Source organism: Halogranum roseipondis (assembly GCF_059695585.1).
Map to the genome: position 1 here is coordinate 3,415,827 of NZ_CM185235.1, position 15,725 is coordinate 3,431,551.

The window sequence follows — 15,725 nt, forward strand, 5'->3', positions numbered from 1 at the left end:
CCCGCGGAGGTGACTGATTTGGCAACCCCCTCTCGCTCCGGAGTCGACCCCCCGACGACCGAGACGGCCGTCCAGCGGTGTATCGTCCGCTGCGCTGAGCGAACAACCTCCCACGAGGGAGCGCTCTGGACACTAGCGATACTCACGCTCGCACTCGACGTCGTGACGACGACGTACGGACTGCGAGTGGGACTCGCCGAGATGAACCCGCTCGTGAACGCCCTCTTGCCGACGTTCGGACTGTTCGGGACGTTTTCGGTGCTGAAGGGGTCGGCGCTCCTCGTCGGCGTGACTGCGTGGTGGTTGATGCCGTCGGCGTTCCGCGGCGTCGTCCCGCTGGGGCTCAGCCTCCCGTGGGCGGTCGCCGGGGTGAGCAATGCGGCGTTGCTCGCCGCTCTCTACCTCTGAGCGCGCTTACTCCGCTTCTTTTCGCTTCAGCGAGAGCACCGTCCGGTCGAACTCGCAGACGAGCGTGTCGTCCTGGTTGAACGCCTCGACGTGCATCGTCACGACCCCACGCTCGCCGTCGGAGGTCTCGCGTTTCTCGGTTACCGTCGACTGCGCTCTGAGAGTGTCGCCGTGGAACACCGGGTGCGGATGTGAGACGTCGTCGTACGAGAGGTTGGCGACGATGGTTCCGTCCGTCGTCTCGGGGATCGAGACACCGACCGCGAGCGCGAGCGTGTAGATCCCGTTGACCACTCGCTCGCCGAACTGCGTGTCGGCGGCGAACTCGGCGTCGAGGTGGAGCGGCTGTTGGTTCATCGTCATGTCGCAGAACCGTTGGTTGTCGCTCTCGCTCACGGTGCGACGTCGGTCGTGTTCGATCGTCTCGCCGACCTCGAACTCTTCGTAGTACCGTCCGGGCATACTCCTCGTGCACCCGTATCACGGAAAACCGTGACGATTGGCAATAACTGGCATCACCAAAACCGATTAATAACGATTATACACCACGACGAGGAATCGTCTCACAACTGCCCGCCGGAGCCGGAGACGGTCCAATCGGTCCGCCGGCGGGTAGTCTCACGGCGCGGTACGGCCGTGAGGCACGGTCAACACACCAACCTATGTCGCAGGAAACGAGTCCGTCAGAACCAGAAGCACAGGAGACTGCCGTCGAAACCGCCCGTCGACAGCTCGAACGCGCCGCGGCCCACCTCGACGTCGACCCGGGCGTCGTCGAGCGTCTCAAACACCCGACGAAGGTCCATCAGGTGTCGATCCCCCTGAAACGCGACAGCGGCGAGACGGAGATCTACACCGGCTACCGCGCCCAGCACGATAGCGTCCGCGGTCCGTTCAAAGGCGGTCTCCGCTACCACCCGGAGGTCAGCGCCGACGAGTGTATCGGCCTCTCGATGTGGATGACGTGGAAGTGCGCCGTCATGGACCTCCCGTTCGGTGGCGGGAAAGGTGGCATCGTCGTCAACCCGAAAGAGCTCAGCGCCGACGAGAAGGAACGGCTCACCCGACGGTTCGCCCAGGAACTCCGTGACTTCGTCGGGCCGATGAAGGACATCCCCGCTCCCGACATGGGGACCGACCCCCAGACGATGGCGTGGTTCATGGACGCCTACTCGATGCAGCAGGGCGAGACGATTCCAGGCGTCGTCACCGGAAAGCCGCCGGTCATCGGCGGTTCCTACGGGCGCGAGGAGGCTCCCGGCCACTCGGTCGCCATCGTCGCCCGCGAGGCGATCGACTACTACGACTGGGAGATCGAGGACACCACCGTCGCGGTCCAGGGGTTCGGGAGCGTCGGTGCCAACGCCGCTCGGTCGCTCGACGAGTGGGGCGCGAAGGTCATCGCCGTCTCCGACGTCAACGGTGCGATCTACGACCCCGACGGTCTCGACACCAAGGACGTCGAGGGCCACGACGAACGGCCGGGGATGGTCTCGGGTTACGACGCACCGCGGAAGCTCGGCAACGAGGAACTGCTCGAACTCGACGTCGACATCCTCATTCCGGCGGCCGTCGGCAACGTTCTCACGGCCGAGAACGCTAACGACGTGCAGGCGGGGATGGTCGTCGAGGGGGCGAACGGGCCGACGACGACCGCCGCCGACGTCATCTTCGAGGGGAACGACGTCCCGGTGATCCCCGACATCCTCGCCAACGCCGGCGGGGTGACGGTGTCGTACTTCGAGTGGCTGCAGGACATCAACCGCCGCCAGTGGCCGCTCGAGCGCGTCAACGAGGAACTCGAGACGGAGATGCTGAAGGCGTGGAACGCGGTCCGCCGCGAGTACGAGACACGCGACGTGACGTGGCGAGACGCCGCCTACCTGGTGGCGCTCTCGCGCGTCGCCGAGGCACACGACGCGCGCGGGCTGTGGCCCTGACGGCACGACGGACGTCTCACTGCGCAACCCTCTCTCCGCTGTGGACCGCCTCCCTCTGACGGAGCGAGCAGGTGCCACGGATAGCCAGTCTCCCGGTGGAGGAGTTTCACGGAGCGACGTGGCACACACCCGCGGCCCGCTCCGTGGTCGTTCTCAGACCACGGCGCGTCTGGTCGCGTCCCCCGTCTTGAACGTTCGGCTGTCGTCGGGAGGGGATAGTTGATGCTGTCGCGACGCGACGCTCTAGAGGAGCATCGGCCACGTTCGCCCTCTCTCCCCGCGGACGGGAGACGGACTCTGCACGGACGTGCCGACTGCGAGAGGCATGACTCACACTACGACATCCATCGCGCTCGTCGGACTCGTGGTCCTCGGGCTCGTCGCGCTGGCGCTTCCCGGAGCGACCCTCGCACAGCAGGCGACGACGCCGACCGTCGAAGCCGAGTCGACCGACCCCGGTGTGTCGACGACGCACGTCGTCGTCGTCCCCGTCGACGAGAACACGACCGGCGACGTCCGGGGGCTCCGAATCGACTACGGTGACGCCGGCGTCGACACTCGTGAGTTCGACGACAACCGCATCGAGGAGTTCGGCATCGACCGCGACGGCGACGAACCCGGCGACGCCGTCGACGTCAGATTGGACGACGACATCACCGACATCGAGTCGGAAGACGGTGGACGGGTGCTCTCGATCGAGGTACAGGGAGGTCGGTCGGCCCGCGTCGGCGACGAGGTCGTCCTCTCGTACCGGATCGTGAACCCCTCCGAGGCCGGGATGTACACCGTCAACGTGACCTACAATCCACGGACGACCCCATCGGAGTACACCGCTGTGTTGCGTATCGGTGACGTCCCTCCGACCGCGGAACCCACGCCGACGTTCACGCCGTCTCCGACCCCGACGCAGACGCCGCCCGCCGAACCGACGCTGACGTCGACGCCGGAACCGACACCCACGCCCGAACCCACCGTCTCGCCGACGACCGTGCCGACGGGCGACGCCACGACTGCGGAGCCGACAGTACCGGCGACGGCGGAGACGACCGAGACGGAGAGTCCCGGGTTCGGCGTCGTCGGTTCGCTCGTCGCGCTGGCAGTGCTCTCAGGTGTTCTCTGGCGGCGCGGCCGACGCGACGAGCGTCGCTGACCCGGCGGCCACCTCCTTTCAAATCGGTGGCGGACGATGGGGACGGTATGTCCCGACGTAGCGTGATGTTCTCGCCGGGCGACCGCCCGGACCTGATGCGCAAAGCCCCCAGTACGGGCGCAGACACCGTCGTCTTCGACCTCGAAGACGCCGTCTCGCCCGCCCGCAAGAACGAGGCTCGCGACGCGGTCGCCGAGGTGCTCGCAGACCCCGCGTTCGACCCCGACGCCGAGGTGTGCGTCCGCGTGAACCCGGGCGACGCTGCTGCCGCCGACTTCGACGCCGTCCTCGACGACGACCTCCGACTCGACGCGGTGATGGTGCCGAAGGTGAGCGGCCTCGACGACGTCGTCCGAATCGAAGAGCGGATGACGCAGACGGGGTTCGACCTCCCCGTCTTCGCCCTCGTCGAGACCGCGGCGGGAGTCCTGAACGCCGACTCGATCGCGACGGCGAGCGCGACAGACGCGCTCGTCTTCGGGGCGGAGGATCTGGCGGCCGACATCGGTGCGACGCGTACCGACGAGGGGACGGAAGTACTCTACGCCCGCGAACACGTCGTCTTGGCGGCGAGCGCCGCCGACGTTGACGCGATCGACACCGTCTACACCGACTTCGAGGACACGGACGGCCTCCGTGAGGCGACCGAGTTCGCGCTCACGCTCGGCTACGACGGGAAGATGGCGATCCACCCCGCGCAGGTCGACGTCATCAACGAGGCGTTCACGCCGGACGCAGAGCGCATCGAGTGGGCGCGAGCGGTGTTGACCGCCCGCGAGGAGGCCGACGCCCAGGGTCGCGGCGTGTTCCGCGTCGACGACGAGATGATCGACGCACCGCTGATCGCTCAGGCCGAACGGGTCAGAGAGCGGGCGCGTGCGGCCGACGAGTGGTGAGGCGAAGAGTGACCGAGGGAGCGAAACCACGACGCTGACGGCCGCTCCGGTCTATCACGGTCGTTCGTGTGGCATGTTATTCCGGCACACTTAACCAACGCCCAAGCAGTGTATCGGTTATGTCGGACGAGGCTAACCCGTTCGAATCCCTACAGGAGCAGATCGACGACGCCGCCGCGTCGCTCGACCTCGAGTCGGACGTCGTCAACCGTCTGAAACATCCCGAACGCGTCTTGGAGACCAACCTTTCTGTCGAGATGGACGACGGCACCGTCGAAGTGTTCAAGGCGTTCCGATCGCAGTTCAACGGCGATCGCGGCCCGTACAAGGGCGGTATCCGCTATCACTCGAACGTCTCTCGCGACGAGGTGAAGGCGCTCTCGGGGTGGATGGTGTACAAGTGTGCCATCGTCGACATCCCCTACGGCGGCGGCAAGGGCGGGATCGTCATCGACCCGGCCAACTACAGCGAGTCGGAACTCGAACGCATCACGCGGTCCTTCGCGAAGGAGCTCCGCCCGCTCATCGGCGAGGACCGCGACATTCCCGCACCCGACGTCAACACGGGTCAGCGGGAGATGAACTGGATCAAAGACACCTACGAGACGCTGGAGAACACGACCGCACCGGGCGTCATCACGGGGAAGGCGCTCGACTCCGGCGGCAGTGAGGGCCGCGTGGAAGCGACCGGTCGGTCGACGATGCTCACCGCCCGCGAGGCGTTCGACTACCTCGGCAAGGAGATCGAAGGCGCGACCGTCGCCGTTCAGGGGTACGGGAACGCCGGCTGGATCGCGGCGCGTCTCGTCGACGATCTCGGCGCGGACGTCGTCGCCGTCTCCGACTCCAGCGGTGGGATCTACAAGGAAGGCGGCTTCGACCCGAAAGCCGTCAAGGACGCGAAAAACGAGTCCGGCAGCGTCACCAGCTACGACGACTACGACGAGGAGCTGACGAACGAGGAGCTGTTGACGCTCGACGTCGACCTGCTCGTCCCCGCCGCGCTGGAGAACGCCATCGACGGCGACCTCGCACAGGACGTGAAGGCGGACGTCGTCGTCGAGGCCGCCAACGGCCCGCTGACGCCCGAGGCCGACGACGTGCTGGCCGAACGCGACGTCCACGTCTTCCCGGACATCCTCGCCAACGCCGGCGGCGTCACCGTCTCGTACTTCGAGTGGGTGCAGAACCGTCAGCGCTTCTACTGGACCGAAGAGCGCGTCAACGAGGAACTCGAACGGATCATCGTCGACGCCTTCGAGAACATGGTCGACGCCTACGAGACGAACGACCTCGCGAACTTCCGCACCGCCGCCTACGTCGTGGCCATCGAGCGCGTCGCCAAGGCCTACCAACAGGGCGGCAACTGGCCCTGAGTCGGTGAACCACGCCGACGCCCGATAGGTTCGGACCGTCCGACCCTCCGCGGTATCCGACACAACGGCTTTCCACGGTTGGCACGTCTTCACACGGTATGAACGTCTCCGGAGTCACAGCTGTCGCCGTCGCCGTGCTGGTGGTTCTCGGTGGCTGTACCGCCTTTCAGGAAGGAGAGGCCGGGACCTCGTCGCCGACACCGACGACAGACCCCTCGTCCGACACGACCGGACCGGGCGAGGTGGGGGAGTCGGACGACGCCGGCGAAACGGACACGACGACGCCGACCGACGGACCCGCGCACGTCGGCTGTCAACCCGGCGAAATCGAGAAAGACGGGACGTGTCAGGTCGCCGTCTCGGGCGGCAACGCCGCAATCGTCGCCGTCGAGAACCTCACCCCCATCACCACCGAGCGGACGACCGTCGACGGGACGCCGGGCTACCTCGCCCGGCCTGCGGACGACGGCACCTACCCCACCGTCGTCCTCGTCCACGAGTGGTGGGGACTCAACGAGAACATCGAGCACATGGCCGACGTCCTCGCGGGCCACGGCTACGTCGTGTTCGCCGTCGATCTCTACGACGGAGAGGTGGCGACCGACTCTGCACGCGCCGGCGAACTCGCGGGCGACGTCCGCAACGACCCCGAGGAGGCGCTCGCGAAGATGGACCGCGCGGTCACGGCGCTCCGCGCAGCGCCGTACACCACCGACCGGGTCGCCAGCCTCGGGTGGTGTTTCGGCGGCGGGCAGAGCCTCCAGTTGAGCCTCAGCGACACCGAATTGAACGCGACGGTGATCTACTACGGGTCGCTGACGACCGACGAGTCGGAGTTACGGAACGTCGACGGGCCCGTCCTCGGTATCTTCGGCGCGGAGGACGAGTCGATCCCGGTCGAAACCGTCCGCGAGTTCGACCGGACGCTCGGCGAACTCGGCGTCGAACGGGAGATCCACGTCTACGAAGGCGCCCCGCACGCCTTCGCCAACCCGAGCGGCGAGCGGTTCCACCCCGAGGCCACGCGGGACGCCTGGAACGAGACGCTCGTCTTCCTCGACGAGAACCTGAAGGAGTGAGTCGGTCACTCCCACAGCGTGTCGACTCGTCGAACCGCACTCCACCCGATCGTCCCGACGGTGAGCGCCAGCCCGGCGAGCGCCGTCTCCGTCCGGTAGTCGAGCCACCACGGCGAGATCATGTGGTCGAGTCGATACTGGTACACGCGTTCGTCGCGGACGACGGAGAACCGGACGTCGCCGCCGTCGTCGTCACGTTCGCTGTCGCCGTCGAGGAACCACGGCCGGTCGGCGAGGGCGACGGTGCCGGACCGGCGGGCCGACGTCAGCGTCGCGCGCTGCTCGTCGCCGAGTGCCGACCAGAAGTACGCCTCGTCGTGGACGGCGCTCGCCTCGTCGTCGGCACCGACGTACGACAGTGTGTGCGTCTCCTCGGACGAGACGACGGCGGGCGCGACGAGCGCACCGAGCGTCACGGCGAGCGCGACGACCAGAAGCGCACGACGGGCTGACGGTCGGGCTGTGGAGGGCATCCTACCCGTCGACAGCGGTGGGTGGCGGATAACTGTTCTGTCCGGCCTCGATAGACACGGATACGCATAACCCCGGACAGAGACCGACCCGATTGATTCAAGCCCCTGCACGGTGCCAGACCAAACGATGCGCCACGACCACCTCATCTCCGCGAACCAACTCACGCGGGAGGACATCGAGGCGGTGCTCGACCGGGCGGCCGACATCGCCGAGAACCCCGCGGCGTTCCGGGAGCGACGCGCCGGGTCGGTGCTCGCGCTCTGTTTCTTCGAGCCGAGCACCCGAACCAAGATGAGTTTCGACACGGCCATGAAACGGCTCGGCGGCGACACCACCGACATGGGGTCCGTCGAGTCGTCGTCGGTGAAGAAAGGCGAGAGCCTCGCCGACACCGTCCGCGTCATCGAGGGGTACGCCGACGCCATCGTCCTCCGGCATCCGAGCGAGGGAGCCGCGAAGTTGGCGACGGAGTTCGTCGACGTCCCCGTCGTCAACGCCGGCGACGGCGCGGGCCAGCACCCGAGTCAGACGCTCTTGGACCTGTTCACGATCCGCGAGAACGCCGGACTCGACGACCTCACCATCGGCATCATGGGCGATCTGAAGTACGGGCGGACGGTCCACTCGCTGTCGATGGCGCTGACGAACTTCGACGCCCGTCAGCACTTCGTCAGCCCAGAGAGCCTCCGCCTGCCGCGGAGCGTCCGGTTCGACCTCCACGAGGCGGGCGCACAGGTCCGCGAGCACACCGACCTCGAGGAGGTGCTCTCGGAGCTGGACGTGCTCTACGTCACCCGCATCCAGCGCGAGCGGTTCCCCGACGAGAACGAGTACCACCAGGTCGCCGGCGAGTACCAGATCGACCTCGAGACGCTCGAGGCCGCCAAGGACGACCTGACGGTGATGCATCCGCTGCCGCGCGTCGACGAGATCGCTCCCGAGATCGACGAGACGGCGCACGCGACGTACTTCGAACAGGCACACAACGGCGTCCCGGTCCGGATGGCGCTGCTCGACTCTCTGCTGGAGGACGACCGATGAGCGAACACGAACTCCGCGTCTCGAAGATCCGCAACGGTACCGTCATCGACCACGTCACCGGCGGGCAGGCACTCAACGTCCTCGCCATCCTCGGCATCGACGGTGCGTCCGGCGAGTCCGTCAGCATCGGGATGAACGTCCCCTCCGACCGCCTCGGCAAGAAGGACATCGTCAAGGTCGAAGACCGCGAGCTGAGTCAGTCGGAGGTGGACGTGCTCTCGCTCATCGCGCCGGAGGCGACGATCAACATCGTCCGCGACTACGAGGTCGTCGACAAACTCCGCGTCGAACGTCCGGACGTCGTCACGGGCGTCCTGTCGTGTCCGAACCGCAACTGCATCACCCAGGCGAACGAGCCGGTCGTCTCGAAGTTCGACGTCGTCGACGACGGCGTCCGGTGTACGTACTGCAGCGAGATCATCCGCGAGGACATCGCCGACCACCTCGACGTCGCCTGACGAGCGTCCGACGGGTTGTCTCTCGTTGCGCTGGCGGTTCCGGCTGACGGTCGTCTGACGCGCTCCAGAAACGTTTTGACGATGTACTCCCTCAACTCGCCCATGTCTCACAAGGCGAAGTTCGTGGTCGTACTGGCAGTCGTCGCGATGGCGTACGTGTTCACAACCGCCGGCGCAGAACCGGTCGAGGTCGAAGTCGAAGCGTAGTCCGAGACGCCCTTTCTCACGCGGTCGACGCTCCTCGGGAACGAACGACTTAGGCACGGGGCTCTCCAACGCCACGGTATGTATGGGGTCGTCACGCGGAACGCACCGGAGGTCGAGTGGTCCGAGTTCGACCGCGGGTTCTACGAGGTCAAGGACGTCACCGGTCGCGCGGCCGCGCCGCTACCGAACGCCGTCAACATGGTGTCGTGTTTCGGCGACAACGCCGCCGCAAACGAGGATCCGGAGCTCGTCCCCGTCGACGACGCGGGCGAACTCGCCACACGCGACCGGACCTACTTCGACTGGGCGTACATCTGCCCGACCCACGAGAAGTACCGCGAGGGACTGCTCGAGATCGTCGAGGACTGCGCCGAAGAGAACGGCGACGTCCGACTCGACGACGTCGGCTTTCCGCGCGAGGAGTACTGCCACTGCGAGCGGTGTGCGCGACTGTTCGCGGAGAGCGACTACGAGGACCGCTTCGCGTGGCGCGCGTCGGTGATCTCCGACTTCGTCGCCGAGGCGGCCGACCGCATCCCCGGACGGACCTACCTCACGCTCTACCCCGACCCGTATCCGGGCCATCTCTACCGGCGGGCCGGCCTCGACGTCGAGGCGCTCGCCGACCACGTCGACGAGTTCGTCGTCCCGCTGTACGACACGCACTACGGGACGACCTACTGGCTCGAGACGATCGCCAAGGGGTTCCAGAGCCTGCTGAACTGGACGCCAGAGGACCCCGACGAGGGGACGCCGTTCTCCGTCGAACTGTACGCCGTCGACGTCGACATCGACGACCTCGTCCACGCGACGGAGGTCGCAGACGCCTACGCGAAGGACGTCTTCTTCGGCTACGACGCGAGCAACGCGGCGGCGACGCTCAGACGGATGAAAGCCGACGACCGAGCGGGGAAGACGTTTGGCGACGACTCGTAGCCTCGTCTCTCACATACCGCCCGAGAGGAACCAGACGACGACGATACCGAGAATCGCGACGAGGATGGCGACGGCGAAGAGACCGTACAGCAGTCGGCGTTGACTGGCGGTCGGTTGGGCCATACTCACCCCAAGTGCGGGAGTCGCTTAGTTCGTGCGGTCAGCGTGTTCGTGTGGCCGGTGTGTTCGTCGGAGCACGCCGACCGCGACCGACGAAACTTCTATGAACGATTGTGATAATTGTTATCACATGGCGACCAAAGCAACTGCCCCGAACCTGTCGAAGTGTCTCAAATGCGGCTTCACAGCACCGGCGGGCGGCACCGAGTGGGACCACGTCGAGTCTCCGCCGCTGGGTCGAATGACACGCTGTCCGGAGTGTGGATCGACGAACGTCCTCAGCGGACGGTGAGTTCGTGAGCGTCCTCGGCAGCCGGTAGCCGCGAACGCCCCGGCGGACGGTGAGGGGAGTTGTGGGGCGTAACCCACTTCAGCCCCCGCCGTGACTCCATCCCTATGAGCGACGAGCCACGCCGCGTCGTCGTCGACACCGACACCGCCGGCGACGACACCCAGGCACTCCTGATGTCTCTCACCTCCGACCGCGTCTCGGTCGAGGCGGTGACGATCGTCGGGGGGAACGTCGAGTTCGAGTACGAGGTCGAGAACGCGAAGTACACGCTCGAACTCGCCGACGCCGCCGACGAGATTCCGGTCTACGAGGGCGCGCGGCGACCGCTCGTCAAAGACCACGAGTTCGCCGACCACGTTCACGGCGAGGGCGGACTCGGCGGCGACCTCTTTCCCGACACCGACGTCCCCTCGGCGGACGGCTACGGACCGGACGTCATCGTCGAGCAGGCACGCGAGCACTCCGGCGAACTCACCTTGCTCTGTATCGGGCCGCTGACCAACGTCGCGCTCGCCTGCCGGCGGGAACCCGAGTTGAACGACCTGCTCGACGAGGTGTGGGTGATGGGCGGCGCCGTCAACACCCTCGGCAACGACACTCCGAGCGCGGAGTACAACTTCTGGGTCGACCCCGACGCCGCGAAGGTCGTCGTCGACGAACTCGACGTGACGCTGGTCGACTGGGGGCTCTGCATGGAGGACGGGACGTTCGGTCCAGACGTCCTGGAGCGCATCGAGACCATCGACACCCCCTACGCCGAGTTCTACCGCGAGATCACCAGCCACGTCCGGGAGTACACTCGCGAGAAACAGGGCGTCGACGCGGTCACCCAACCGGACTCGCTGGCGGCGGCGCTCATGCTCGCGCCGGAACTGCGCGGCGAGGTCGGCCACTACTACGTCGACGTCGACGAGCGCGAAGGGATGACCCGCGGCTACAGCCTCGTCGACGAGAACGGAATGCTCGGCGAGGAGCCGAACGCCCACGTCGTCGAGTCGATCGATACGGACCTGTTCGTGGAGATGTCGGTGGCGATGCTGAAGGGCGAGTCGCCCGAGTCGGTGCTGTAGTTACAGCTCTTCCAGCGGTTCGGCGTTGTCGAACGACGGCGTCGGCCCGCCGCCCGGTGCGGCCCACTCGACGGCGTTCGCGAGCACCTGCTTGATCTCGTCGCGGTAGTAGATGGGGTACGTCTCGTGGCCCGGTCGGAAGTAGAAGACGCGTCCCGACCCGCGGGTGTAACAGCAACCCGAGCGGAACACCTCGCCGCCCTCGAACCAGGAGTTGAACACGAGCGTCTCCGGCGCGGGGACGTCGAAGCGTTCGCCGTACATCTCCGCCTCCGGCACCTCGACGTACTCGTCGAGGCCGTCGGCGATGGGGTGGCTCGGTTCGACGACCCACAGCCGTTCCTTCTCGCCCGCCTCGCGCCACTTCAGCGAGCAGGTCGTCCCCATCAGTCTCTTGAAGATTTTCGAGTAGTGCCCCGAGTGCAGCACCAAGAGCCCCATCCCGTCGAGGACGCGTTCGTGGACGCGTTCGACGATGTGGTCGGCCACCTCGTCGTGGGCGCGGTGGCCCCACCACGTCAGCACGTCGGTGTCGTCGAGGACGCCCTTCGTCAGTCCGTGTTCGGGGTCGTCGAGCGTCGCGGTGTGGGTGTCGAAGCCGTGTTCCTCCAGCCCGTCCGCGATGGCCGTGTGGATCCCCTCGGGGTACACCTCGGCGACCTCGTCGCTGTGTTTCTCGTGTCGGTACTCGTTCCAGACGGTGACGCGTGTCATTGGTCACATCTCTCGGGGGGAGGTCAAGTGGGTTGTGGACACGACCGGACTCCGTGTCTCCACCATCCTCGGGACTGTTATAGGGTTCTCAAACGGATTCAGACAGTCTACTCTCGGGGAGTTGTCAGCGTCGGCGTGCTGAATAGCGAGGACGTATTCAGCAATCTACTGGATTACGCGACCGTGGTGTCTTCCAGCACATTTTGCCATCATCCTTTTCGGAGCACCGGGAGAACGACGGACTGCAATTCATCATCCAAGACTCCAGGAGGGTGAATTGCGCTAAGGCATTCCGGTGACACCCCCGTCGGGGGTGTTCGCTCAGAAAGAATTTGCAGAGGGACTATCGGAGAAGTCCATGGCTCTCTCCCGTGAAAGTCGACGACAACCTCGTTCTGCCGCCCGTCGCCTCGGTGGGTCAGACAGGACACTCTGTGGAACCCGCAACAGCGTTCAATAGTCGAGCGGTCGTCTCTCTACTGTCGAGCGACGACCCCCAGTCATACGTTGCGACGAGAGGCGTCGCTCGCAGATAGGTGAAAGACGATGGTACAAACGTTCGAGATCACAGACGACGAGGTCGGAAAGAAAGTAGTCGACGCCGACGGGAAGGACGTCGGAATGGTGACGGAGGTGCGACACGGGACGGCCTACGTCGAAGCCGAACCCGGCCTGAAAGACAAACTGATGGCCAAACTGGGCTGGGAGCACACCGACGAGGACGCCTACCCGCTCCAGAAGTCGGAGATCGAGGCGATCACCGACGACGAGATCCGACTCCGTCGGATGTGAGCGACGCGACTCCCGAGAGTCGCGACTCGCGTTCCGGACATCGACGTCCGTTTTTCCGACGACCACCTGCCGAGCGGACCGCTCGTGTCGCCCGCGAGTCAGACGTCCGCCGTCTCGGAAGGTGTCGTCTCCGTCTCCCTGTCTGTCTCCGCCGCGTCCTCGGCCTCGCGTACCACCAGCACCGACACGTCGGCCCCGCGGACGACGCGCTCGGTGACGCTCCCCAACAGGTAGCGGTCGACGCCGGTTCGCCCGTGGGTCCCCATCACGACCAGTTCGATCCCTTCGTCGGCGACGTAGTCGAGAATCGTCTCGACGGGGGTGCCCGCGAGCACGGCCGTCGCGACGTCGACGCCGCGGTCGGTCGCCGCCCGTTCGATCCGTTCGACGGTCTCCGTCCCTTCGCGTTCGAGTGCGGCGGCGACGAGCTCGGACCCGCTGCGTAGTCCGTCGACCGCCGACTGGTCGACCACGTAGAGGGCGTGGAGTCGAGCACCACACCGTTCGGCCACGTCGAGAGCGTGGTCGAGCGCCGCCGCCGCTGCGGGGCTGCCGTCACTCGGGAGCAGTATCTCGTCGTACATCCCTGCTAGTACGGGCGCAACACAGTAGAATCGAACGGTGGGGCGGAGCGGTCGAGGAGGTGGCCGAGGAGTCGACTGCGTGGAACGCGGGTTACGCGCTCTCGCTCTGTTCGCGCGCCTCGCGGACCGTCTCCTCGCAGGTCCGTAGCGCCTCGTACCGCTCGGCGTCGTCGAGCGAGACCGTCTCGACCACCGTCCAGCCGCCGTCGCCGAGCAGCAGCGCCTTCACCCACGCGTCGGTCGCGAGCAACACCGCGTCGGTGGCACCGTCCTCGTCGACGGCGATGGCCAGTTCGACGGCGTCCGAGCGGTTCAGCGCGGTCACCTCGCCCTCGTCGAGCGGTCGCGGTGGCAACGAGTCCAGCAGTGTCATATCGGAGAGAGCGGGTGCGAGCGTGTTGACGTTTGCGAACTGCAGCTCGTCGCACGTCGTCGGCGAGATAACAGATGGGCGACCGACGTGACCGGCGTGACCGACGTGTCAGAGTCGCTCTCGTCCTCGAAGTCGAAAGCTTTCTGCCCCGGGGCGGTGGATGGCCGCACATGTCGCACGCTGCCGACTCGGCCGACCGCACCGGGCGAGTCACCCTCGCTGTCGTCGCCCTCACCCTCCTCGCGCTGGCCGTTCGCCTCGTCGGACTCGGTGCCCGGTCGTTCCACTGGGACGAGGGGCGGGTCGGCTACTGGACGCTCCGGTTCGCGGAGACCGGCGCGTTCGAGTACCGACCGGTCGCGGGCGGTCCCTTCCTCTATCTGGTCGACCAACCCGTCTTCGCCCTGCTCGGTCCCTCCGACTTCTCCGCTCGCCTCGTGGTCGCGCTGATCGGCGGACTGCTCCCGCTCGCCGCGCTCCTCTTCCGCCGCCGACTCGCCGCCGACGAGACCGTCCTCTTCGCGGCCGTCCTCGCACTCAGCCCCACGCTCGTCTACTACTCGCGGTTCCTCCGCGGCGACCTTCCGCTCGCGGCCTTCTCGCTGGTCGCCTTCGGCTGTCTGGTGAGCCTCGTCGACACCGGTCGTCGGCGCTACCTCTACGGGGCGACGCTCGCCGGCGCACTCGCACTCACCACCTCGGGGTTCGTCGTCGGCTACGTCGCCTGCTGGCTCGTCGCCGCCTGGCTCGTCTTTGACCACGTCCGCGTCTACCGCGAGGAGGGCGGAACCGCACTCGACCGCGTCTCGCGGTACGGCCGGACGCTCGTCGCGTGGGCGACGCCGCTGGCGCGGGCGTTCCTCCTCGCCGTCGGTGTCGTGCTGTTCTTCTACGCGCCGCGGAGCGCGGACGGGACCGGTCCGGACCTCTGGAACCCGGCGACCTTCCCGGCCGTACTGGAGGAGGCGTTCTACGGGTCGTTCCGGAAGTTCGTCGGCGTCCGGCTGGAGTACCGCGACGGCCACGAGTTCATCTCGTATCTCGTCGGCCACTTCGAACTGGTGGTCACGCTGGCCGCGCCGATGATCGCCCTCGGTCTGTTCGGGTTCGCCGTCGAACGCTACGCCGGCGAGAACCGGCCGGTCGTCGCCTTCGCGAGTTACTGGACCGGCGCGTCGCTGCTTTTCTTCCCGGTCGTCACCGAACTGATCGCGCCGTGGGTCGTCGTCCACAGCCTCGCACCGCTGACGCTGCTCTCGGGGGTCGGCGCGGCGAAGGTCGTCCGGTTCGCGCAGGCGGCCGTCGGCCACCGCAACGCCTCCCGGACGGGCGTCGCCGCGCTGCTGTTGCTCGCGGTCGTCGCACAGGCCGGCGCGGTCACCGCGTCGAGCGTCTACGGCCCGAGCGATCGGGACAACCGAATGGCGCAGTACGGACAGCCAGCGGGCGACCTCGGGGGGATGGCGACCAACGCCTCCGCGGCGATCGCGGGCAACGACGGCACCGACGTCGTCTACGTCGGCGAACGGTTCTACCTCACCGACGACGCGTCGGCGGACCACCCGCCGGTGCCCGAGTCGTGGGGGAACCGCCTGCCGCTGCCGTGGTACTTCGAGCGGATGGACGCCGAGACCTCGAGCGTCTCGAACGCGACGCGACTCGACGCACTCGACGAGACGCCGCCCGTCGTCGTCGCCGAACCGCAGTACAGAGCGGCGCTCGACGCCCGACTCGACGGCTATCGGGTGACCGAGTACGAACTCGCGCTGTGGAACCGAGAGGTCCTCGTCTACACGCGCCGGTGAGCGCCGTCGG

18 protein-coding genes are annotated in these 15,725 nt (G+C 66.9%); 13 read left to right on the forward strand and 5 right to left on the reverse strand.

What is annotated here, in order from left to right:
* Positions 1-18: 18 nt before the first annotated feature.
* The gene (locus EOHIBHHM_RS17805; RefSeq protein WP_497252959.1) at positions 19-408 is read left to right on the forward strand and encodes a hypothetical protein; all 390 of its coding nucleotides are present in this window, start codon (positions 19-21) and stop codon (positions 406-408) included.
* A gap of 6 nt (positions 409-414) precedes the next feature.
* Here EOHIBHHM_RS17805 and EOHIBHHM_RS17810 read toward each other — a convergent pair whose 3' ends face one another.
* Complete coding sequence (locus EOHIBHHM_RS17810) at positions 415-870, reverse strand: MaoC family dehydratase (RefSeq protein ID WP_497252961.1); 456 nt, start codon at positions 868-870, stop codon at positions 415-417.
* 200 nt (positions 871-1,070) lie between these two features.
* Here EOHIBHHM_RS17810 and gdhB point away from each other — a divergent pair, with 200 nt between their 5' ends.
* The 5 genes from gdhB to EOHIBHHM_RS17835 all read left to right on the forward strand — a co-directional run bounded on the left by gdhB (position 1,071) and on the right by EOHIBHHM_RS17835 (position 6,849).
* Positions 1,071-2,348 carry a glutamate dehydrogenase GdhB gene (gene gdhB / locus EOHIBHHM_RS17815; protein WP_497252963.1) on the forward strand — a complete coding sequence of 426 codons (1,278 nt, stop codon included), beginning with the start codon at positions 1,071-1,073 and terminating at the stop codon, positions 2,346-2,348.
* Between the two features lie 325 nt (positions 2,349-2,673).
* Positions 2,674-3,498 (forward strand): hypothetical protein, encoded by an 825-nt coding sequence (locus EOHIBHHM_RS17820; RefSeq protein WP_497252965.1) that lies wholly within the window; start codon positions 2,674-2,676, stop codon positions 3,496-3,498.
* 47 nt (positions 3,499-3,545) lie between these two features.
* Positions 3,546-4,394, forward strand: a complete 849-nt coding sequence (locus EOHIBHHM_RS17825; RefSeq protein ID WP_497252967.1) for an HpcH/HpaI aldolase/citrate lyase family protein — start codon at positions 3,546-3,548, stop codon at positions 4,392-4,394.
* 119 nt (positions 4,395-4,513) lie between these two features.
* The gene (locus EOHIBHHM_RS17830) at positions 4,514-5,770 is read left to right on the forward strand and encodes a Glu/Leu/Phe/Val family dehydrogenase (RefSeq protein ID WP_497252969.1); all 1,257 of its coding nucleotides are present in this window, start codon (positions 4,514-4,516) and stop codon (positions 5,768-5,770) included.
* Between the two features lie 98 nt (positions 5,771-5,868).
* The gene (locus EOHIBHHM_RS17835) at positions 5,869-6,849 is read left to right on the forward strand and encodes a dienelactone hydrolase family protein (protein ID WP_497252971.1); all 981 of its coding nucleotides are present in this window, start codon (positions 5,869-5,871) and stop codon (positions 6,847-6,849) included.
* Positions 6,850-6,854: 5 nt separating this feature from the next.
* On the opposite strand, the gene EOHIBHHM_RS17840 is transcribed toward EOHIBHHM_RS17835, so the two are convergent.
* Positions 6,855-7,322, reverse strand: a complete 468-nt coding sequence (locus EOHIBHHM_RS17840) for a hypothetical protein (protein ID WP_497252973.1) — start codon at positions 7,320-7,322, stop codon at positions 6,855-6,857.
* Positions 7,323-7,449: 127 nt separating this feature from the next.
* Between EOHIBHHM_RS17840 and pyrB the strand changes: the two genes are divergently transcribed.
* The 5 genes from pyrB (at position 7,450) to EOHIBHHM_RS17865 (ending at position 11,447) form a co-directional block, all read left to right on the forward strand.
* The gene (pyrB, locus tag EOHIBHHM_RS17845; protein ID WP_497252975.1) at positions 7,450-8,364 is read left to right on the forward strand and encodes an aspartate carbamoyltransferase; all 915 of its coding nucleotides are present in this window, start codon (positions 7,450-7,452) and stop codon (positions 8,362-8,364) included.
* Positions 8,361-8,822, forward strand: a complete 462-nt coding sequence (gene pyrI / locus EOHIBHHM_RS17850) for an aspartate carbamoyltransferase regulatory subunit (RefSeq protein ID WP_497252977.1) — start codon at positions 8,361-8,363, stop codon at positions 8,820-8,822. The genes pyrB and pyrI overlap by 4 nt, the downstream gene beginning before the upstream one ends.
* A 285-nt stretch (positions 8,823-9,107) precedes the next feature.
* Positions 9,108-9,965, forward strand: a complete 858-nt coding sequence (locus EOHIBHHM_RS17855) for a hypothetical protein (RefSeq protein WP_497252978.1) — start codon at positions 9,108-9,110, stop codon at positions 9,963-9,965.
* A gap of 250 nt (positions 9,966-10,215) precedes the next feature.
* A complete protein-coding gene (locus tag EOHIBHHM_RS17860; RefSeq protein ID WP_170864787.1) occupies positions 10,216-10,377 on the forward strand; it encodes a hypothetical protein in 162 nt (53 codons plus the stop codon).
* 104 nt (positions 10,378-10,481) lie between these two features.
* A complete protein-coding gene (locus EOHIBHHM_RS17865) occupies positions 10,482-11,447 on the forward strand; it encodes a nucleoside hydrolase (RefSeq protein WP_497252980.1) in 966 nt (321 codons plus the stop codon).
* On the opposite strand, the gene EOHIBHHM_RS17870 is transcribed toward EOHIBHHM_RS17865, so the two are convergent.
* Complete coding sequence (locus tag EOHIBHHM_RS17870; protein WP_497252982.1) at positions 11,448-12,161, reverse strand: ThuA domain-containing protein; 714 nt, start codon at positions 12,159-12,161, stop codon at positions 11,448-11,450.
* Positions 12,162-12,707: 546 nt separating this feature from the next.
* Between EOHIBHHM_RS17870 and EOHIBHHM_RS17875 the strand changes: the two genes are divergently transcribed.
* On the forward strand, positions 12,708-12,953 hold the full coding sequence (locus tag EOHIBHHM_RS17875; protein WP_497252984.1) for a DUF8593 domain-containing protein: 246 nt from the start codon (positions 12,708-12,710) through the stop codon (positions 12,951-12,953).
* Between the two features lie 98 nt (positions 12,954-13,051).
* Here the strand turns inward: EOHIBHHM_RS17875 and EOHIBHHM_RS17880 are convergent, their stop codons facing one another.
* Positions 13,052-13,537 (reverse strand): universal stress protein, encoded by a 486-nt coding sequence (locus tag EOHIBHHM_RS17880; RefSeq protein WP_497252986.1) that lies wholly within the window; start codon positions 13,535-13,537, stop codon positions 13,052-13,054.
* A 91-nt stretch (positions 13,538-13,628) separates the two neighbouring features.
* Entirely contained in the window at positions 13,629-13,910 is a 282-nt protein-coding gene (locus tag EOHIBHHM_RS17885) for a DUF7964 domain-containing protein (RefSeq protein ID WP_497252988.1), read from the reverse strand.
* 170 nt (positions 13,911-14,080) lie between these two features.
* Here EOHIBHHM_RS17885 and EOHIBHHM_RS17890 point away from each other — a divergent pair, with 170 nt between their 5' ends.
* On the forward strand, positions 14,081-15,715 hold the full coding sequence (locus EOHIBHHM_RS17890; RefSeq protein ID WP_497252990.1) for a flippase activity-associated protein Agl23: 1,635 nt from the start codon (positions 14,081-14,083) through the stop codon (positions 15,713-15,715).
* The last annotated feature ends 10 nt before the right edge of the window (positions 15,716-15,725 follow it).

Excerpts from the sequence above, each read along its gene's own strand:
- EOHIBHHM_RS17885 (WP_497252988.1), bottom strand. The coding sequence starts at position 13,910 with ATGACACTGCTGGACTCGTTGCCACCGCGACCGCTCGACGAGGGCGAG.
- EOHIBHHM_RS17830 (WP_497252969.1), top strand. The coding sequence starts at position 4,514 with ATGTCGGACGAGGCTAACCCGTTCGAATCCCTACAGGAGCAGATCGAC.
- EOHIBHHM_RS17810 (WP_497252961.1), bottom strand. The coding sequence starts at position 870 with ATGCCCGGACGGTACTACGAAGAGTTCGAGGTCGGCGAGACGATCGAA.
- EOHIBHHM_RS17835 (WP_497252971.1), top strand. The coding sequence starts at position 5,869 with ATGAACGTCTCCGGAGTCACAGCTGTCGCCGTCGCCGTGCTGGTGGTT.
- EOHIBHHM_RS17865 (WP_497252980.1), top strand. The coding sequence starts at position 10,482 with ATGAGCGACGAGCCACGCCGCGTCGTCGTCGACACCGACACCGCCGGC.
- EOHIBHHM_RS17880 (WP_497252986.1), bottom strand. The coding sequence starts at position 13,537 with ATGTACGACGAGATACTGCTCCCGAGTGACGGCAGCCCCGCAGCGGCG.
- EOHIBHHM_RS17870 (WP_497252982.1), bottom strand. The coding sequence starts at position 12,161 with ATGACACGCGTCACCGTCTGGAACGAGTACCGACACGAGAAACACAGC.
- EOHIBHHM_RS17855 (WP_497252978.1), top strand. The coding sequence starts at position 9,108 with ATGTATGGGGTCGTCACGCGGAACGCACCGGAGGTCGAGTGGTCCGAG.
- pyrI (WP_497252977.1), top strand. The coding sequence starts at position 8,361 with ATGAGCGAACACGAACTCCGCGTCTCGAAGATCCGCAACGGTACCGTC.
- EOHIBHHM_RS17890 (WP_497252990.1), top strand. The coding sequence starts at position 14,081 with ATGTCGCACGCTGCCGACTCGGCCGACCGCACCGGGCGAGTCACCCTC.
- EOHIBHHM_RS17860 (WP_170864787.1), top strand. The coding sequence starts at position 10,216 with ATGGCGACCAAAGCAACTGCCCCGAACCTGTCGAAGTGTCTCAAATGC.
- EOHIBHHM_RS17875 (WP_497252984.1), top strand. The coding sequence starts at position 12,708 with ATGGTACAAACGTTCGAGATCACAGACGACGAGGTCGGAAAGAAAGTA.
- EOHIBHHM_RS17820 (WP_497252965.1), top strand. The coding sequence starts at position 2,674 with ATGACTCACACTACGACATCCATCGCGCTCGTCGGACTCGTGGTCCTC.
- EOHIBHHM_RS17840 (WP_497252973.1), bottom strand. The coding sequence starts at position 7,322 with ATGCCCTCCACAGCCCGACCGTCAGCCCGTCGTGCGCTTCTGGTCGTC.
- pyrB (WP_497252975.1), top strand. The coding sequence starts at position 7,450 with ATGCGCCACGACCACCTCATCTCCGCGAACCAACTCACGCGGGAGGAC.
- gdhB (WP_497252963.1), top strand. The coding sequence starts at position 1,071 with ATGTCGCAGGAAACGAGTCCGTCAGAACCAGAAGCACAGGAGACTGCC.
- EOHIBHHM_RS17825 (WP_497252967.1), top strand. The coding sequence starts at position 3,546 with ATGTCCCGACGTAGCGTGATGTTCTCGCCGGGCGACCGCCCGGACCTG.